This window comes from Pseudomonas fluorescens (genome assembly GCF_902497785.1).
In the GTDB taxonomy this organism is placed as follows: Bacteria; Pseudomonadota; Gammaproteobacteria; order Pseudomonadales; family Pseudomonadaceae; genus Aquipseudomonas; species Aquipseudomonas fluorescens_BO.
In genome coordinates this window covers 20,673-37,706 of the sequence record NZ_CABVHK010000031.1, presented here as the reverse complement: position 1 = coordinate 37,706, position 17,034 = coordinate 20,673, and the positions used below count along the sequence as shown (strand labels likewise).

At 60.6% G+C, this 17,034-nt stretch carries 17 protein-coding genes and 1 pseudogene; 8 read left to right on the top strand and 10 right to left on the bottom strand.

Annotated features, from left to right (window positions below; genetic code table 11):
* A pseudogene (locus tag F8N62_RS32035) lies at positions 1 to 288 on the bottom strand (hypothetical protein); the annotation flags it as partial.
* Between F8N62_RS32035 and F8N62_RS30615 the strand changes: the two are divergent.
* Together F8N62_RS30615 and F8N62_RS30610 are read left to right on the top strand one after the other, a co-directional pair.
* Complete coding sequence (locus F8N62_RS30615) at positions 287 to 856, top strand: chorismate mutase (protein WP_150714124.1); 570 nt, start codon at positions 287 to 289, stop codon at positions 854 to 856. The pseudogene F8N62_RS32035 and the gene F8N62_RS30615 sit on opposite strands and share 2 nt — an antisense overlap.
* A 150-nt stretch (positions 857 to 1,006) precedes the next feature.
* The gene (locus F8N62_RS30610; protein WP_150714123.1) at positions 1,007 to 1,726 is read left to right on the top strand and encodes an SDR family NAD(P)-dependent oxidoreductase; all 720 of its coding nucleotides are present in this window, start codon (positions 1,007 to 1,009) and stop codon (positions 1,724 to 1,726) included.
* Positions 1,727 to 1,804: 78 nt separating this feature from the next.
* Here the strand turns inward: F8N62_RS30610 and F8N62_RS30605 are convergent, their stop codons facing one another.
* A complete protein-coding gene (locus tag F8N62_RS30605; protein WP_150714122.1) occupies positions 1,805 to 2,194 on the bottom strand; it encodes a c-type cytochrome in 390 nt (129 codons plus the stop codon).
* A gap of 248 nt (positions 2,195 to 2,442) precedes the next feature.
* Between F8N62_RS30605 and F8N62_RS30600 the strand changes: the two genes are divergently transcribed.
* The 4 genes from F8N62_RS30600 to F8N62_RS30585 all read left to right on the top strand — a co-directional run bounded on the left by F8N62_RS30600 (position 2,443) and on the right by F8N62_RS30585 (position 8,045).
* Entirely contained in the window at positions 2,443 to 3,816 is a 1,374-nt protein-coding gene (locus tag F8N62_RS30600) for a glutamine synthetase family protein (RefSeq protein ID WP_150714121.1), read from the top strand.
* Between the two features lie 7 nt (positions 3,817 to 3,823).
* On the top strand, positions 3,824 to 5,215 hold the full coding sequence (locus F8N62_RS30595) for an aldehyde dehydrogenase family protein (protein WP_150714120.1): 1,392 nt from the start codon (positions 3,824 to 3,826) through the stop codon (positions 5,213 to 5,215).
* A 3-nt stretch (positions 5,216 to 5,218) separates the two neighbouring features.
* On the top strand, positions 5,219 to 6,379 hold the full coding sequence (locus F8N62_RS30590) for an iron-containing alcohol dehydrogenase (protein WP_150714119.1): 1,161 nt from the start codon (positions 5,219 to 5,221) through the stop codon (positions 6,377 to 6,379).
* 106 nt (positions 6,380 to 6,485) lie between these two features.
* Positions 6,486 to 8,045, top strand: coding sequence for an amino acid permease (locus F8N62_RS30585; protein WP_150714118.1), 1,560 nt, complete (start codon positions 6,486 to 6,488; stop codon positions 8,043 to 8,045).
* 656 nt (positions 8,046 to 8,701) lie between these two features.
* Here the strand turns inward: F8N62_RS30585 and F8N62_RS30580 are convergent.
* A complete protein-coding gene (locus F8N62_RS30580) occupies positions 8,702 to 9,037 on the bottom strand; it encodes a hypothetical protein (protein WP_150714117.1) in 336 nt (111 codons plus the stop codon).
* 217 nt (positions 9,038 to 9,254) lie between these two features.
* On the opposite strand from F8N62_RS30580, the gene F8N62_RS30575 reads away from it, so the two are divergent.
* Complete coding sequence (locus F8N62_RS30575) at positions 9,255 to 10,958, top strand: amidase (RefSeq protein WP_150714116.1); 1,704 nt, start codon at positions 9,255 to 9,257, stop codon at positions 10,956 to 10,958.
* A 170-nt stretch (positions 10,959 to 11,128) separates the two neighbouring features.
* On the opposite strand, the gene F8N62_RS30570 is transcribed toward F8N62_RS30575, so the two are convergent.
* From F8N62_RS30570 to F8N62_RS30560, 4 genes are all read right to left on the bottom strand, one after another.
* Positions 11,129 to 11,398, bottom strand: coding sequence for a hypothetical protein (locus F8N62_RS30570; RefSeq protein ID WP_150714115.1), 270 nt, complete (start codon positions 11,396 to 11,398; stop codon positions 11,129 to 11,131).
* An 83-nt stretch (positions 11,399 to 11,481) separates the two neighbouring features.
* Positions 11,482 to 12,381, bottom strand: a complete 900-nt coding sequence (locus tag F8N62_RS30565; protein ID WP_224791430.1) for a ZIP family metal transporter — start codon at positions 12,379 to 12,381, stop codon at positions 11,482 to 11,484.
* 38 nt (positions 12,382 to 12,419) lie between these two features.
* Positions 12,420 to 12,581, bottom strand: coding sequence for a hypothetical protein (locus tag F8N62_RS31635; protein ID WP_191632475.1), 162 nt, complete (start codon positions 12,579 to 12,581; stop codon positions 12,420 to 12,422).
* Between the two features lie 69 nt (positions 12,582 to 12,650).
* Positions 12,651 to 13,535, bottom strand: a complete 885-nt coding sequence (locus tag F8N62_RS30560) for a manganese catalase family protein (RefSeq protein ID WP_150714113.1) — start codon at positions 13,533 to 13,535, stop codon at positions 12,651 to 12,653.
* A 335-nt stretch (positions 13,536 to 13,870) separates the two neighbouring features.
* Here F8N62_RS30560 and F8N62_RS30555 point away from each other — a divergent pair, with 335 nt between their 5' ends.
* Entirely contained in the window at positions 13,871 to 14,110 is a 240-nt protein-coding gene (locus F8N62_RS30555) for a hypothetical protein (RefSeq protein WP_150714112.1), read from the top strand.
* 66 nt (positions 14,111 to 14,176) lie between these two features.
* On the opposite strand, the gene F8N62_RS30550 is transcribed toward F8N62_RS30555, so the two are convergent.
* The 3 genes from F8N62_RS30550 to F8N62_RS31630 are packed head-to-tail and all read right to left on the bottom strand — an operon-like array spanning position 14,177 to position 16,070.
* The gene (locus F8N62_RS30550) at positions 14,177 to 15,007 is read right to left on the bottom strand and encodes a DUF3618 domain-containing protein (RefSeq protein ID WP_150714111.1); all 831 of its coding nucleotides are present in this window, start codon (positions 15,005 to 15,007) and stop codon (positions 14,177 to 14,179) included.
* The gene (locus F8N62_RS30545; protein WP_150714110.1) at positions 15,004 to 15,435 is read right to left on the bottom strand and encodes a phage holin family protein; all 432 of its coding nucleotides are present in this window, start codon (positions 15,433 to 15,435) and stop codon (positions 15,004 to 15,006) included. Before F8N62_RS30545 ends, F8N62_RS30550 begins: the two co-directional genes overlap by 4 nt.
* On the bottom strand, positions 15,435 to 16,070 hold the full coding sequence (locus F8N62_RS31630; protein WP_191632474.1) for a hypothetical protein: 636 nt from the start codon (positions 16,068 to 16,070) through the stop codon (positions 15,435 to 15,437). Before F8N62_RS31630 ends, F8N62_RS30545 begins: the two co-directional genes overlap by 1 nt.
* Positions 16,071 to 17,034 lie beyond the last annotated feature (964 nt).

Sequence of the window (17,034 nt, the reverse complement as noted above, 5' to 3'; positions counted from 1 at the left end):
GGGCCAGGGATGGCCCTTCGCGGCGACCCGCGGAGCAATGCCGGAGTGAGGGCACACCGAGCCCAAGCGAGGTGCCGAGTGGTGGGGCAAGAGCGTTTGGGTTACTTTTGCGCTTTTCAAAAGTGACTCGCCGTAAGGGCGAAACCAATACCAGCCATCACCGAAGAAACGGATATTCACCCAAACGCAAAAGATCAGCCAAAAAAAACCACCCCCTCTTAATACCCCCGCCTCACCTGTGATACACAACACCTGATTGCGAGTCCCGCGCCCAATGAGGTTTGTCATGACCCACTCCCCACGCTTGCCGCACCGGCTGACCGGCGCCCTGCTGCTCCTGCTCACATTCGGCGCCCAAGCCGGCACGCCCACCCCGGCGCCCGCCGGTTTGCAACCGCTGCTGAACACCATGAACGAACGCCTGAACATAAGTGATTGGGTAGCGTTGACCAAATGGGACAGCCGCAAACCGATCCTCGACAGCGCCCGGGAAGCCCAGGTCATCGCCAACGCTCGGAAGCAGGCCGTTGCCCGAAAACTCGATCCGGACGAGGTCGCCGCATTGATCGCCGCACAGATCGAAGCCAGCAAGCTGGTGCAATACGGACTGCTCGCGCAATGGCAAGCAGCCGGCAAGGCGCCCGACCTGCCACGACCAGACCTCACCCGAGTGGTTCGACCGCAACTGGACGAGCTGCAAAACCGTCTATTGCAGCACTACGCCGACTTCGCGCCTTATCGCAAAGACCCGAATTGCCCGCAGTGGCTGGCCAAAGAGCGATCTACCCTGATCAAGGATGGCCTGCATGGCCAGGCCCTGATCCGCGCCACGGGGGACTTGTGTGTCACTGATTGACGACACCGCGGTATGAAATAGGAAGGAAACACATTGGATTCAACGCTGCGCACGGCAGTAAACATCTGGTAATAGCCCATTGATTGCCAAGCGCTCAACCGTCTGCTTGCATGCCTGCCCCAACGTTGAATCAGGTCAAGGAGACAATCGATGAAAACCATGGTGGTCGGCGCGAGCAAAGGTCTGGGCAGGGCCATGATCGAAGGACTGGGTGAGACAGGCGACACACTGATCGGTGTCTCCCGCACGCCTCCCGAAAACCTGAAACCCAAGGCGGGCGTTCAGGTGCAGTGGGTAGAGGCCAACCTGGCTGAGCCCGCAATGGCTGCGCAAATCATTGAACAGTCAGTGGCCGATGGCGGGCTGGACACTCTGATCTACAACGTAGGGATATGGGAAGAGTTTGCCTTCGATCCGGCCTATGATTTTCTGGATAACCCGGACCATCACCTTGAAGCAATCATCAACTGCAACGTCACCTCGACGATTGTGTTGATAAAACGGCTGCTTCCGCTTCTGCTTAAAAGTGCCACCCCGAGGATCATCCTGACCGGTTCGACTTCAGGCTTACCCCAGAGTGGGCGACCGGAAGTCGCCTTCGGTGCCTCCAAATTCGCCCTGCGCGGTATCGCCGATACGCTGCGCGAAGGGTACAGGCAACAGCGATTGGCAGTGACCTGTTTGAACCTGGGCTATCTGAATACCGAGGATGCGCTGCACACACCGCGAGCGCTTGCCGAACAACGAGGCGAAGGCCATTTGATCCCGGTGCATGACGTCGTACAGGTAGTGCGCATGGTCTTGAGCCTGTCCCCGGCCAGCTTCGTCAAGGAACTCACCTTGCCCGCAATACTGGATGAGCGCTTCTGAGAGTCAGGGAATCGTTCCATCAACACAAAGCCGGGCTTGTCCGGGCTTTTTCATAATTTGCCAGCCGCGGTCAGGAATCTATCGCGGTTGAAACGTCTGTAAATACGCCAAAAGGTTTTCAACCTTCTCCGGGTCGCTCAGCCCCCAGAAAATCATCCGGGTGCCAGGCACCACTGTCTTCGGCGCTTCGAGGTAGGCCGCCAGCGTCTCGCGAGTCCAGACGATGCCGGCTGATTTCATCGCGTCGGAGTATTGGTAGTCCGTGGTGCTGCCCGAGGGGCGGCCGAAAATGCCGTTGAGTTGCGGGCCAAACGAAGCCCGTGCCGACTCCCCGACTTGATGACATCCACCGCAAATCCGCTTGAACAGCACCGCCCCGGCGTCCGCATCGCCGGACGCGATGGCTGGCGTGACGAGCAGCCCGGCGTTGAGCACCAGGGCCAGGGTCAATACAGCGGTTTTCAGCATGTTGAATTCCAGATCAGGTCGTGCGAAACCGGATTATTGGCCATGCCGGCGCCAATTCCAATGAGGCGCGGGGAACCAGCCGGATTAATCAGGTTTCGATCACCAGGACTTGCGTAATGCAACAGTGAGCTAAGCTGCAAACAGCTTATTGCTCACGATGCTCGATTCTGCAGGGTTTTGGTTGTTCTGGAGAGCGTCTGCAACAGCTATCTCAGACTGCCAAAAACTGTTCACGCAGGAATGACGTGATGACCGAGCCCCTTCTTAGCTTTGATGCGCTCAAGCGCGCAGCGGCCGCTGGTGAAATCGATACCGTGCTGGTCTGCATGGTCGACATGCAGGGCCGCCTGGTCGGCAAGCGATTTCAGGTCGAATTTTTTATCGACAGCGGCCACGAAGAAACCCACTGCTGCAACTACCTGCTGGCCGACGACATCGACATGGAACCGGTGCCCGGTTATGCCGCCGCCAGTTGGAGCAAGGGCTATGGCGACTTCGTCCTCAAGCCCGACATGTCCACGTTGCGCCGCGTGCCCTGGCTGGAATGCACGGCGCTGGTGCTCTGCGATGTACTCGATCACCACCATAGAAAAGACTTGCCTCATAGCCCGCGGGCGATTCTGAAGAGACAGGTCGAACGCCTGCGCGAGCGTGGTTACACCGGCATGTTCGCCTCGGAACTCGAGTTCTATCTGTTTGATGAGAGCTACGAAGCGATCCACCAGCGCAACTACCACCAACCGAAAACCGCCGGCCATTACATCGAGGATTACAACATCCTCCAGACCACTCGCGAAGAGCCGGTGCTGCGGGCGATTCGCAAGCACCTGCAGGCCTCGGGCATCCCCGTGGAAAACTCCAAGGGCGAATGGGGCCCGGGCCAGGAAGAGATCAACATCCGCTACGCCGACGCCATGACCATGGCCGACCACCACGTCATCATCAAACACGCCTGCAAAGAGATCGCCGATTTACAGGGCAAGGCGATCACCTTCATGGCCAAGTGGCGCTATGACGCGGCCGGTTCCAGCAGCCATATCCACAATTCGCTGTGGGACAAGAACGGCAAAAAGTCGCTGTTTTTCGACGCCAAGGCCGAATTCGGCATGTCGAAACTGATGCGCTCGTGGGTCGCCGGACAGCTCAAGTACGCCAACGACATCACCTGTTTTCTCGCGCCGTATATCAATTCGTACAAACGCTTTCAGGCCGGCACCTTCGCGCCGACGCGAGCGGTGTGGAGCCGCGACAATCGCACCGCAGGCTTTCGTTTATGCGCCGAAGACAGCAAAGCCATCCGCATCGAGTGCCGCATCGGCGGTGCGGACCTCAACCCTTATCTGGCCTTCGCCGCATTGATTGCGGCGGGCCTGGCCGGTGTTGACGAGAAGCTGGAACTCGCGGCGCCGTTCGAGGGCGATGCCTACCTTGACGAGCAGTTGCCGGAAGTCTCGAAAACCCTGCGCGAGGCCTGCTCCGCACTCAAGGGCTCGAGCATGTTGCGCGAGGCGTTTGGCGATGAAGTGGTCGAGCACTACGTGCATACCGCCGAGTGGGAGCAGAAAGAGTACGACCGGCGAGTCACCGATTGGGAATTGCAGCGCGGCTTCGAGCGCTATTGAGATCACCATGACTGCGAAGATACAGCTCCTCTCTCCGGTCGATGGCCGGGTGTACGCCGAACGACGCCAAACCGATACCGCCCAGCTGCTTGAGGCGCTTGAGGCGGCCGCCGCTGCCCAGGCGCAATGGAAACACCGCCCCTTGAGCGAACGTGCAGCTTTTTGCAGCGCTGCGGTTGACGCGATGCTCGCCATGAAAGATGAAATCGTGCCTGAACTGGCGTGGCAGATGGGTCGACCGGTGCGTTTTGGCGCTGGCGAGCTGCGCGGTTTCGAAGAACGCGCGCGGCATATGATCGCCATTGCGCCTGAAGCGCTCGCCGCTGTAGAGCCCACACCGGTCGCCGGTTTTCGACGCTATATCAACCGCGAACCGCTGGGCACCGTGCTGGTAATTGCCCCGTGGAATTACCCGTACCTGACCGCCGTGAATACGATTATTCCGGCGCTGATGGCGGGCAACAGCGTCATCCTCAAACACGCTTCGCAGACCCTGCTGGTCGGCGAGCGTTTTGCCGAAGCGTTTCGCCGCGCGAAGCTGCCTGAAGGGTTGTTTCAGAACCTGTTGCTCAGTCATGCCAGCACCGCTGTAGCCATCGTCACTGGAGACATACAACAGGTGAACTTCACTGGTTCGGTGGACGCGGGCCTGCAAGTCCAACAAGCAACCCTCACAGATTTCATCGGCATGGGCCTGGAGCTCGGCGGTAAAGACCCGGCCTACGTTCGCGCCGACGCCAACGTCGAACACGCGGTAGAAAACCTGGTGGACGGCAGTTTCTTCAATTCCGGGCAGAGCTGCTGCGCGGTCGAGCGCATCTATGTCGATGAGAAAATCTATCCGGCCTTCGTCGAGCGCTTCGTCGATTTAACCCGCCAATATGTGCTCGGCAACCCGCTGGACGAAGCGACTACGCTCGGTCCAATGGTCTCCCCGGCCGCTGCCGATTTTGTTCGAGGGCAGATTGCCGACGCGCTTAAGCAGGGCGCCAAAGCGCTGATCGATCCCAAGGCATTTCCTGCCGACGTACCCGGCAGCGCCTACCTTGCGCCGCAGGTGCTGGTGGATGTGAACCACGAGATGGCAGTGATGCGTGACGAGAGCTTCGGCCCGGTGGTCGGCATCATGCCGGTGGCCAGTGATGACGAAGCCATCGCCCTGATGAACGACAGCGAGTTCGGGCTCAGCGCGTCGATCTGGACCGCGGACCTCGCCGCCGCCGAGCGCCTCGGCAGCCAGATCGACACGGGCACGGTGTTCATGAACCGTTGTGATTACCTCGACCCGGCACTGGCCTGGACCGGGGTCAAAAACAGCGGACGCGGTGTCACCCTGTCCCGCCTGGGCTACGAGCACCTGACCCGCGCCAAATCCTTTCATCTGCGCCACGAGGTGTAGGTCATGAACCTGACTGGAAACTGGAACTACCCCACCCGCATTCACTTTGGTGTCGGCCGCATCGCCGAGCTCGCCGAGGTCTGCCGCAGCCAGGGTATCCAGCGACCGTTGCTGGTCACCGACAGCGGCCTGGGGCGCGCGGCGATCACCACGGCGGCGCTTGATGCCTTGCGCGACGCGGGCTTGGGCGCCGCGCTGTTTTGCGACCTCAAGCCCAACCCGGTTGAAGCCAATCTCGCGGGCGGGCTCGATGCCTGGCGCGCTGGCCAGCACGATGGCGTGATTGCCTTCGGCGGTGGCAGCGGCCTGGACATGGGCAAACTCATTGCCTTCATGAGCGGCCAGACCCGGCCGGTGTGGGATTTCGAGGACATCGGCGACTACTGGACCCGCGCCGACGAGAGTCGTATCGCGCCAGTGATTGCGGTGCCGACCACCGCGGGAACGGGCTCCGAGGTCGGCCGCGCAGCGGTGATCATCGACGAGCGCACGCACACTAAACGCATCATCTTCCATCCGGAAATGATGCCGCGCGTGGTGATCAGCGACCCGGCCCTCACCGTCGGCATGCCGGCCAAAGTCACCGCCGGCACCGGCATGGATGCGCTCGCCCATTGCCTGGAAGCGTACTGCGCCCCGGGTTTTCACCCGCTGGCCGACGGCATCGCGGTGGAAGGCATCCGTCTGGTCGCCAACGCGCTGGTGCGCGCCGTCCACACCCCTTCAGACCTTGAAGCGCGCGCGCACATGCTCGCGGCGGCCGCGATGGGCGCCACCGCGTTTCAGAAAGGCCTCGGTGGCATGCACGCCCTTTCGCATCCGGTGGGCGCGCTGTACGACACCCATCACGGCATGACCAACGCGACGTTCATGCCGTATGTGTTGCAGTTCAATCGCTCAGCCATCGAAGAACGCATCACGCGACTGGCGGCGTATTTGCGCCTGCCCTCGCCCGGCTTCGACAGCTTCCTTGCGTTCATCCTCAAGCTGCGCAAGGACATTGGCGTGCCGCATACGCTGGTGGAACTGGGCGTGGATGACGGGCAGGCCGACCTGATCGCCGACATGGCGATTATCGATCCCTCGGCCGGCGGCAACCCACTGCCGTTGACCAAGGAGGGCGTGGCGCAGATTTTCGCGGCGGCTTATCAAGGCCGTCTGTAGACCCAGAGCAGTGCGTTGCAAACAGGAGCAGTACGACAAGGTGTTGAAGGCCAGCCCATTGCGCAGACGCCAATGGATTGAATCAAAACCTGATGGGGTACACAGCATGAACCCAGCAAGCCAGCCCGGCACCGACGCGCACGACGATGACGTCAAGGTGCTGCACAGCATGGGCTATGCCCAGCAACTCTCGCGACGGATGGGGGTTTTCTCCAACTTCGCGATTTCCTTTTCGATCATCTGCATCCTTTCCGGTGGCATCAACTCGCTGGCCCAGGGCACCTCGGGCGCGGGGGGTGCGGCGATCGGCATCGGCTGGCCCATCGGCTGCCTGATATCCGGGGTGTTCGCCCTGGCCATGGCGCAGATTTCCTCGGCCTACCCCACGGCTGGCGGGCTCTATCACTGGGGCTCGATTCTGGGTAACCGCTTCACCGGCTGGCTGACGGCCTGGTTCAATTTGCTGGGACTGGTCACGGTGCTGGGCGCGATCAACGTCGGCACCTATTACTTCTTTTTTGGTGCTTTCGGACCGGCACTGGGCATGGAAGACACGACGACGGTGAGGGTGATTTTCCTGGCGATCCTGACGGGCCTCCAGGCCTTGATCAATCACTTGGGGATCGGCCTGACCGCTAAACTCACGGATTTTTCGGGCTACCTGATCTTCGCCACGGCGCTCGCACTGACCATCGTCTGCCTGATTTCGGCACCGAGTTATGAGTTCGTCCGGTTGTGGACCTTCGGCAATTATTCCGGTGAAGCCGGCGGCAGCGTCTGGCCTCAGGTCTCGAACAGCTGGGTGTTCATGCTGGGGCTGCTGTTGCCGATCTACACCATTACCGGTTATGACGCGTCGGCGCACACTTCCGAAGAGACCCGCAATGCGGCCCGGTCGGTGCCGCGCGGGATGGTCATGTCGGTGATCTGGTCGTTGCTGTTCGGGTGGGTGATGCTCTGCTCCTTCGTGCTGATGCTACCGAGCATGGACGAAGCGGCAAAACAGGGCTGGAACGTGTTTTTCTGGGCGATGAACACCCAGGTCAATCCCAACGTCAAATTCGCGCTGTACGTGGCGATTTTCGTCTCGCAGTTTCTCTGCGGGCTGGCGACGGTGACTTCGGTGTCGCGCATGATTTTCGCGTTCTCCCGCGATGGCGGCCTGCCTTGCTCGAAAGCATTGGCCTCGGTCTCGCCCAAGTACCGCAGCCCGGTGGCGGCGATCTGGACCGGCGCGACGCTGGCGGTGTTGTTTGACTGGGGTTCGTCGGTGATTTCGATCGGTGCCACGCCGGTGTACACCATCGTGGTTTCGTGCACGGTGATCTTTCTGTTCTTCTCTTTCATCATTCCGATTGTGCTGGGGCTGTTCGCTTACGGGACTTCGAAGTGGCCGGTCATGGGGCCCTGGAATATGGGGCGCGGGTTGTATTCGCTGTTTGCCATTCTCTCGGTCGTGTCGATGGTGGTGATCTTCATTATCGGTATTCAGCCGCCGAATGACTGGGCGCTGTATATCACTATCGGGTTTCTGGTGTTGACGGCGATTGTCTGGTTTGGCTTTGAAGCGCGGCGGTTTCAAGGGCCGCCGATGGGGGATTTGATTGTCAAGCGTCAGGCGGAGATTGCGGCGGCGGAGGCGGCTTTGGATAAGCGAGTTGGATGAGTACATATCCGTTGCTGCGGTAACGGCGGGTATTGGTTTCGCTTTTACAGCGAGTCACTTTTGATGGAGCGCAAAAGTAACCCAAACGCTCTTGCCCCACCACTTGGCACCTCGCCTGGGCTCGGTGTGCCCGAACGAAGGCATTGCTCCGCGGGTCGCCGCGAAGGGCCATCCCTGGCCCAGCGCGGCTAAACCGGCATCCTTGCCGGTTTACCCGCTGCGCAATGCCTGCGTTCGGCCAGCGTGGTTTAACGGGGCGCTTGAGATCAAAATCAGAATCAAAATCGCGGCGGCCTGCGGGCCGACCGTGGCGTCAAGCGGGCGCGCTTCGCTTGTTTGGCCGCGCACAACCTCTGACCAGATGCAAAACCCTGTGGGAGCGAGCTTGCTCGCGATAGCGTTGTGTCAGCCAACATCAATATTGGATGTGAGTCCGCCATCGCGAGCAAGCTCGCTCCCACAGGAGAATTTCGTCAGGCATGCCATTGGTGTTCACCGTCGATGTCCTGGTCGGACTGACACAAACAGCCTGTAACCACCGCCACAACAAAAACGAAAAAGCCCCGCAAGCAAAAACTTGCAGGGCTTTTCAACACAGGCCAACCGGCGCGTCAAATCAGTCCTGTCCAGACCCTCTGACGCATCCGCACACCCGCTTACTGAACGTTTTTCAGCTTCACCACATCACCGGACACCTTGGTGGTGTAACCGGTCAGTACCCAAGCCCAGAACCAGTTTTCCTGCACCTGGGTGTTGATCAGCGCATCGCCGCCCTTCGCCTTGATCGCTGCGTCTTGTGCGCGAATGAAACGGCTGTTCTGACGGATCGGGATCACTCCGAACAACAGCAAGCCCGTAGCGCTCGCTTCACTGTGGCCAACAACGGTGTATTGGCTGGCGTCATAGTGCTGAGACTTCATCGGGGCGCCCGTGCAACCCGCCAGAACCAGGCCGAACAGGGAAACGGCTACAACTTTGCTGAGGTAATTCACTGAATAGCTCCATGAGTAAACGCTCGGGATCCACCTCTCGAGCGGCGCACACTTTACCGGAGGAGCTGGCTAATTGGTATCACCAAAAACCTGTTCTCGATATCCCTGATTTCCTCCGCATAACCGGTAAACAAACACGCCTCGCACTGGCCACTCACCCGTCATTAGACATACCATGCCGCCACTCCATTCACCCTCAGCAAACGGCGGTAACAGCATGATCGAGGTCACCGAGGTTTCCATTGCCGACCTGCGCGCGGCGCTCGAATCCGGCCAGACCACGGCGGTTGAGCTGGTCCAGGCCTATCTCGCCCGAATTGACGCCTTCGACGGCGCCGACACTCCCACTGCGCTCAATGCGGTCGTGGTGCGCAATCCCGAAGCGCTCAACGAAGCGCAGGCCTCCGACGCGCGGCGCGCCAGGGGCGAAACGTTGGGCCCGCTCGATGGCATTCCCTATACCGCCAAAGACAGTTATCTGGTCAAAGGGCTGACGGCCGCCTCTGGCAGTCCGGCCTTCGCTAACCTGACGGCGTACCGCGACGCTTTCACCATCGAACGATTGCGCGGTGCCGGTGCCATTTGCCTGGGCAAGACCAACATGCCGCCGATGGCGAATGGCGGCATGCAGCGCGGGGTTTACGGCCGTGCCGAGAGCCCGTACAACGCGGACTACCTCACGGCGCCTTTCGCCTCGGGCTCGTCCAACGGCGCGGGCACGGCCACCGCCGCCAGTTTCGCGGCGTTCGGCCTGGCGGAAGAAACCTGGTCGAGCGGACGGGGCCCGGCGTCGAACAATGGCCTGTGTGCCTACACGCCTTCGCGCGGGGTTATTTCGGTGCGTGGCAACTGGCCGTTGACGCCGACCATGGACGTGGTCGTGCCGTTCGCCCGGACCATGGCCGACCTGCTTGAAGTGCTCGATGTGGTGGTAGCGGAAGACCCCGACACCCGCGGCGATTTGTGGCGGATGCAACCCTGGGTGCCGATCCCGAGCGTCACCTCAGTGCGCCCCGCGTCCTATGCCGAACTCGCCGTCAACAGCGACGCGCTGGCCGGTAAGCGCCTCGGGGTTCCGCGCATGTTCATCAACGCCGATCCCGACGCCGGCACCAGTGAAACACCGGGGATCGGCGGGCCGACCGGCCAGCGCATCAACACCCGCCCGTCGGTGATCGGGCTCTGGGAACAGGCTCGCCGGGCACTCGAAGCCGCCGGTGCCGAAGTCATCGAAGTCGACTTCCCGCTGGTGTCCAATTGCGAAGGCGATCGCCCGGGCGCGCCGACGGTATTTACCCGCGGTCTGGTGTCGAAAGAATTTCTGCACCATGAGTTATGGGACCTGACGGCGTGGGCATTCGATGATTTCCTGCGGGCCAACGGTGATCCGACGTTGAACCGTTTGGTCGATGTCGACGGGCCGCTGATCTTTCCTCACGACCCCGGCACCCTGCCCAACCGCGAAGGTGACCTTGTCGCGGGCATGGATGAGTATGTGCGAATGGCTGAGCGTGGCATCACGCCTTGGGACCAGATCAGCACCGTTCCCGACGGGCTGCGCGGACTCGAGAAAACCCGGCGTATCGACCTCGAGGACTGGATGGATCGACTGGACCTCGACGCAGTGCTGTTCCCCACCGTAGCCGACGTGGCGCCGGCGAATGCCGATGTCGATCCGGCGTCCGCGGACATTGCCTGGAGCAACGGCGTATGGGTCGCCAACGGCAACCTCGCCATTCGCCATTTGGGTGTGCCAACCGTCACGGTGCCGATGGGCGTCATGCCGGACATCGGCATGCCGGTCGGGCTGACGTTTGCCGGTCGCGCCTACGACGATTCGGCGCTGCTGCGATTTGCGGCGGCCTTTGAAGCAACCGGGAGCCTGCGCATGATCCCGCCGCGCACACCACCGTTGTCGTGATGCCCATCACATAAACGATGGCCCCGTGTGGCGAGGGGATTTATCCCCGTTCGGCTGCGCCGCAGTCGTGAATTCCGGCAACCCAATCAGCCTGAATAAACGCTGGGGCCGCTTCGCAGCCGCACGGGGATAAATCCCCTCCCCACAGGGATCCGCTCGCCGCGATGCGTTCAGGTTTCAGGCTGTTGTGAGCCGTGATAATCCTCGCCCGCGACCGCACGTAGATAAGCCTCATCACCCTTCGTACGCAAGTCTCGCCACTCCTCCCAATCGATGATGCCCTGACGATCCATTTCATCTGCCTGGCGCAGCAATTCCTCGTGATAAGCATCCGGGCAGTCCCTGCGCAGCGAGCAGTTTTCGAGCGCACGGTGCCAGGCATCCAGGGCCCGAAGTTTCTGCTCTTGGGCCCTTGTCAGCAAATTTCTGAATGAGTTCATGGCAGCCGATCCACAGGTGTTTTTGAATGGAGCAGCGTTGGACGGCACAGGTTCATCGCTGCCGACCAGAGGCAACCTCACCGTCAGCCGAGCGCGGTATCAAGAAACATCATCACGCCAAAACCAAGCATCAGCCCCAAGGTCGCCGGGGTTTCATGGCCATTGCGGTGGGTCTCGGGAATCACTTCGTGGGACACCACAAAAATCATGGCCCCTGCCGCCAACCCCAGCGCCACGGGATAACCGAGGGCGAAGCTGGTGGAAATCCCCAGACCGAACACCGCGCCCATTGGCTCCATCAGCCCTGACCCGACGGCGATCAACGCTGCGCGCAACGCAGAAATGCCGGTGACCCGCAACGCCAGCGCCACCGCCAGGCCTTCGGGAATATCCTGAATCGCAATCGCCGTGGTCAGCGGCAAACCGACCTTCATGTCGCCGTTGGCAAAACTGACCCCGATGGCCATGCCCTCGGGCAGGTTGTGCAGGGTGATGGCCAGCACGAACAACCAGACCCGATTGATCCGCTGCGCCTCGATGCCCTTGCGTCCACTGAGCTGGTGTTCATGCGGGACGAAGCGATCCAGGCCGATCATCAGTGCCACGCCCAGTCCCAACCCGAGCACCACGACGCAGGCGGCGAGCAGTTTGTTTTCGCAGATGGCCTGCGCGGCCGCAATGCCCGGCAGGATCAACGAAAAGGAACTGGCCGCCAGCATCATGCCCGCAGCGAAACCGAGCATGATGTCCTGAGTGCGATCGGTGATGTCGCGCAGGATCACCGCGAACACCGCGCCCAACGCCGTCGCGGCAAAACCGCAGAGGCCGCCGAGCAAGGCATATTGCAAATTGTCCCGGTTCGCCCCGGTGAAGGCGTTGTAGCCACTGATCAACAAAAGAACCGAAACGCCCACCAGGGTTGCCCAGAAAAAAACACCTAGCCAGGTGCTGTTCTTTCCTTGATCAAGCCAGGAATGCCAGATAGTTCGTGTGGGTGGCGACGGCTCGGACACGGGACCTCCTATTTTCCATTTGAACGCTTGCGAGTGCCTGTCGGTGCACCCATCAACGCTTGCTTCGACAATCGCAACGCCTCTCTTTCGAAAGCCATCGCGGTGGTGCTGAACAACCGGGAAAAGCCTTCTGTGGCATCTGCAGAATAGCCGTTTGAGTTCGATTTCATATCATTCACCTTTTTTTACAGTTGAGTTGGAAAAACACCGCACGCCAGCGCGGCGTGCGGTGATCCTCATCACTCCTGCGGTTGACCTTGAACACCCGCACCCAGATCCGCCCCCGTGATGGGATTGCTTTCAGGGTCCGACATCGTGCGCGCCTTCATGTCCATCAACAGCGACTCTTCATCGGCGCTCAGTTGCACGCTTGCCGTGCCATCTCCGCCGTCAACGGCTGGCATCGGATCTTCCACGTAGTTCCAGTCATCACCCTCATTCCAGGGTCCGCGTGTGCTGCCTTCGCCCTGGGACAGGTTGAAATACACATTGGTGAACTCGGGCATGCCGGGCAGTTTGCCTTGTGGGAAGTTCGGCTGAATCGCGTGCAAGGCTTTCTCGAAGGACAGCTGATGCGCGATTTCGCGGGTCATGAGAAACCCCAGCGCCTCTTTCACGCCCGGATCATCGGTGACATTCATCAAACGCTCGTAGACGATTTTGGCCCGTGCTTCTGCGGCGATGTTGGAGCGAAAGTCGGCCGTGGGTTCGCCGATGGTGTCGACGTAAGCCGCCGACCACGGTACGCCGGCCGAGTTGGTCAGTGGCGCACCGCAGCCGTACAACATGGCGGTGATGTGCGAGTCGTTACCGGCACCGTTGATGGCGCGATAAAGTTCGCCCTCCTCCTCGACCCCTTCAGCCAGGCGGCCCTTGGCGCCCTTGTTGAGCATCACGATGATCGAACCGACGATCTCCAGGTGACTGAGTTCTTCGGTAGCGATGTCCATCAGCAGATCCTTTCTTCCCGGATCATCTTCGGCCAGCGCCTGGGTGAAGTAGCGCGATGCTGCCGCCAACTCGCCCTGCGCGCCGCCAAACTGTTCGAGTAAAAGATTGGCCAGCCCCGGATTGGGTTGGGCAACACGTACGGTGTATTGAAGTCGTTTGTTATGTAAGAACATGACGAATCTCCTCAGGTCTCAAGACGGTGTAACTCATTCGACGGTTGGCCGAATGCGCCGCCCACAAATATGTGAAGCCGAGGCGCTGGCGAAAATTTTATAAAGATTGAAGCCCGGCGACAGGCGGTGTTTTGCGGCGCACTTCGGCGGATTTGTCACCGGTCGTCGGGCATCCGGCGACGACGTAAAACTTTTATTTGGCTAGCGATCTCAACCGCTGTCGCCGCAGTTTGCAGACGACTTGAAGGGGCAGTTATCGAGGTGCGTTGGCGAAAAAATCTCGAACTCGCAGGTGTGCGCCGCCTCCAATGTATAAGCCAACGGAGGTACGCGACATGAACACTGATGACCGTGATAACGCACTCGACTCGCCGGCACCGTCAAATGCTCCGCCCACCGACACCTCGGGCAAACCGGTGAATGTGGTCGAGAGGGATCTGCAGGATACGGACCGGGACACCGAAGGGGTCGATCAAACCATTACGCCCTCCTCCACCCGAACCAAGGAGCAGGACGTCGAGGAGCTCAATCGAAAAACAGCCGAGATAGAACGCAAGGTGGCCGACGGTAACTAGCCAGACTTGACGTGTTTTCAGGCCAATAAAAAGCGGGAGGTCCATTGCGGACCTCCCGCTTTTTTGTCACGCCTGTGGGGTTCCCAATCCTTGAGACAGGTCCGCTGACGAGTCGGAGGCGGTGCGTTGCTCACCACCCGGTTTGGCCGGCGCATCCGCATGATCCGTGGTTTTGGTCACGGTATCGCGCACCGCTTCATAACCCTCCCGCGCCTGTTGCTTGACCTTGTCGGTCAGGTCCGCACTGGTCTTGCCCAGATAGCGTTGCTCGGTCGCCGTCGAAGGGAATGCCGCACCGATCATGGCGCCCAACGCGATACCCGCCGCCGCCACCATCAGCGGCTGCTCCTTGAGCAACTGATTGAACTGGTTGCTCATCACTTGCGTGCTGCGCATCAGGCGGTCGCCGGCATCATGCACGGCATGGCTGATGTTTTCGCTGGCCGCGCCGAGGTTATCGCCCAAGTGCGAAGCCTTGCCCTTGACGCTCTGGTAGCCCTCTTTAAGGCTGTCAGCGGTCTGGTGCAGATGCTCGCGCGCGCCGTCGAAACTGTCTGCCAGCCCTTCGGCCCACTCACCCACGCCACCCTGATCCGGGCCGCTTCGATAGCCCGGGTGGGGAACCGGCGGGCGATTCTGGCTCATCATCATCCACAACAAACCGACCGACGTCAGTACGGCAGGCACCGGGTTGTTGCGCACGCTGGTACCGAGGTTGGTCAGGAACGTCGTGCCGTTGCTCTGCATCAAGCCGATGGCCTGATCGAACATCTGACCGGGGGTGAACTTGCTTTCCAGCGCATCGACAATGTTGCCGATACTCGCCCGCTGCGCGTCGATTTCACGCTCGATGGTTTCCGGGCTTTTCGCTGCTTCGGTATCGAATTCGCTGTTCATGAGACTTTCCTCCGCAGCGCGTCCTGGTCTTTATTCAAGGCGTCCAGCGTGCGATCTGGCTTGAAGTTGGATGGCTCGAACTGTTTTTTTCCGGATTGCAGCATGGCAAACCCGATGATCATCACCACTACGCCGACAATCAACGCAGCCAGCCACGGCGCCATCACCATGCTCAAGCCATAGACTGCGGACATCAGCAGGATGATGAACCCCGCCAGCAGCACAATGGCGCCACCCGCCACGCCAGCGATACCGGCCTTGAGAGTGGTGAGGCTGGCCTGCAACTCGGCCTTGGCCAGCGCCAGTTCCTTGCTGAACAACTCGGGCACTTCGCGTGACAACTGACGTAGCAGGCCGACGACCGACGGATCATGATCCACGACGGGGACGGGTCTCGAGCCTGGTAAACCTTGGTCTTCTCTGTTCATCACAGTGCTCCTTTAAAGGGGGGCTGACCTGGTGTCGAGGTCGTCGCGAAGTCTGATGGATGGTCATGCTCACCTGGCGAGGCCGGGGTAATGCCCGTTGCCAGGCCAGAACCTTGTTGGCTGTTCGGCGGCACGGATGTTTCATAGGGTCGTTGCGCGCCAAACCCGCCAGACGGTGGCATGGCGCGGCCTTCGCCGGGATCGTGAGACGCCGTCGATGCAGGAGCGCTGCCAGCCTTGAGAAACCGCGACAGGCCAAAGCCCAACGCGATGCTGCCGGCAATGAACAGTGCGGGGTTGTTGCGCGCCAGGTCAGCGCCGTCGTGCAGCAGCTGTTCGGCGCTTTTGCCGCGCAGGTTGCCGGCCAAGCCACTCATGGATTCGGCCATGTCGGCCAGGTAGTCGGACATGCCGAGGGTGTCCTTGCTTTCCAGTTCGGACACCATCGATTTCGCGCCTTTGGCCAGGGCTTCGATCTGGTCGGCCGCAGTGTCGCGGTATTGGCCGAACTGCGCGTCTGCCTGTTGTCGGGCGCCGCCGAGTGCTTCTGTCACGTCCTCCTTCAAGTGTTGAAAATCATGCTCCGGTTTTCCGGGGTTCTGCTGATTCCCCGTGGTGTTGTCTGAAGTGTTCATGTCGTCCCTCGCCTTCTGGATGAAGAAGCGTTGTCGGGTTCGCCACGAATTGCCCGTAGCACCCCCTCAGTTCAGATGACGAAGGGAGGATGCGGGAGTTCCAATGGATTGATGAGTGAGGGGTTGGGGGGTGACGTTTGGGTGCTGGTGGGTGGTGTTTGGGTGCTGGTGGGTGGTGTTTGGATTGGGAGTGGGATTGGGATTGGGATTGGGTGTATATCCGTTTTTTAGGTAACGGCTGATATTGGTTTCGCCCTTACGGCGAGTCACTTTGAAAAGCGCAAAGTAACCCAACGCTCTTGCCCCACCACTCGGCACCTCGCCGGGGCTCGGTGTGCCCTCACTCCGGCATTGCTCCGCGGGTCGCCGCGATGGGCCATCCCTGGCCCAGCGCGGCTAAACCGGCATCCTTGCCGGTTTCCCCGCTACGCAATGCCTGCGTTCGGCCAGCGTGGTTAACGGGGCGCCTGGATCAAAATCAAAACCGAGGCGGCCTTCGGGCCGACCTGACGGGTAGTTCGACCAAATCATCGGCGCTGAACACCAATACCGTGGCCAACAACAATCACCTGTGGGAGCGAGCTTGCTCGCGATAGCGGAGGGTCAGCCGACATCGTTGCTGGATAATAAATCGCTATCGCGAGCAAGCTCGCTCCCACAGGGGATTTGCATCAAGCCATAGGTTGTACACGATCAAACCAGCGAAGCGCGCCCGCTTGATACCCCGGCCGGCCCGCAGGCCGCCGCGGTTGTGATTTTGATTTTGATCTGAGGCGCCCCGTAAAACCACGCTGGCCGAACGCAGGCATTGCGCAGCGGGGAAACCGGCAAGGATGCCGGTTTAGCCGCGCTGGGCCAGGGATGGCCCTTCGCGGCGACCCGCGGAGTAATGCCTTCGTTCGGGCACACCGAGCCAGAGCGAGGTGCCGAGTGGTGGGGCAAGAGCGTTGGGTTACTTTGCGCT

Excerpts from the sequence above, each read along its gene's own strand:
- F8N62_RS30595 (WP_150714120.1), top strand. The coding sequence starts at position 3,824 with ATGACTGCGAAGATACAGCTCCTCTCTCCGGTCGATGGCCGGGTGTAC.
- F8N62_RS31635 (WP_191632475.1), bottom strand. The coding sequence starts at position 12,581 with ATGAAATCGAACTCAAACGGCTATTCTGCAGATGCCACAGAAGGCTTT.
- F8N62_RS30570 (WP_150714115.1), bottom strand. The coding sequence starts at position 11,398 with ATGAACTCATTCAGAAATTTGCTGACAAGGGCCCAAGAGCAGAAACTT.
- F8N62_RS31630 (WP_191632474.1), bottom strand. The coding sequence starts at position 16,070 with ATGAACACTTCAGACAACACCACGGGGAATCAGCAGAACCCCGGAAAA.
- F8N62_RS30615 (WP_150714124.1), top strand. The coding sequence starts at position 287 with ATGACCCACTCCCCACGCTTGCCGCACCGGCTGACCGGCGCCCTGCTG.
- F8N62_RS30590 (WP_150714119.1), top strand. The coding sequence starts at position 5,219 with ATGAACCTGACTGGAAACTGGAACTACCCCACCCGCATTCACTTTGGT.
- F8N62_RS30600 (WP_150714121.1), top strand. The coding sequence starts at position 2,443 with ATGACCGAGCCCCTTCTTAGCTTTGATGCGCTCAAGCGCGCAGCGGCC.
- F8N62_RS30610 (WP_150714123.1), top strand. The coding sequence starts at position 1,007 with ATGAAAACCATGGTGGTCGGCGCGAGCAAAGGTCTGGGCAGGGCCATG.
- F8N62_RS30585 (WP_150714118.1), top strand. The coding sequence starts at position 6,486 with ATGAACCCAGCAAGCCAGCCCGGCACCGACGCGCACGACGATGACGTC.
- F8N62_RS30545 (WP_150714110.1), bottom strand. The coding sequence starts at position 15,435 with ATGAACAGAGAAGACCAAGGTTTACCAGGCTCGAGACCCGTCCCCGTC.
- F8N62_RS30550 (WP_150714111.1), bottom strand. The coding sequence starts at position 15,007 with ATGAACAGCGAATTCGATACCGAAGCAGCGAAAAGCCCGGAAACCATC.
- F8N62_RS30555 (WP_150714112.1), top strand. The coding sequence starts at position 13,871 with ATGAACACTGATGACCGTGATAACGCACTCGACTCGCCGGCACCGTCA.
- F8N62_RS30560 (WP_150714113.1), bottom strand. The coding sequence starts at position 13,535 with ATGTTCTTACATAACAAACGACTTCAATACACCGTACGTGTTGCCCAA.
- F8N62_RS30575 (WP_150714116.1), top strand. The coding sequence starts at position 9,255 with ATGATCGAGGTCACCGAGGTTTCCATTGCCGACCTGCGCGCGGCGCTC.
- F8N62_RS30605 (WP_150714122.1), bottom strand. The coding sequence starts at position 2,194 with ATGCTGAAAACCGCTGTATTGACCCTGGCCCTGGTGCTCAACGCCGGG.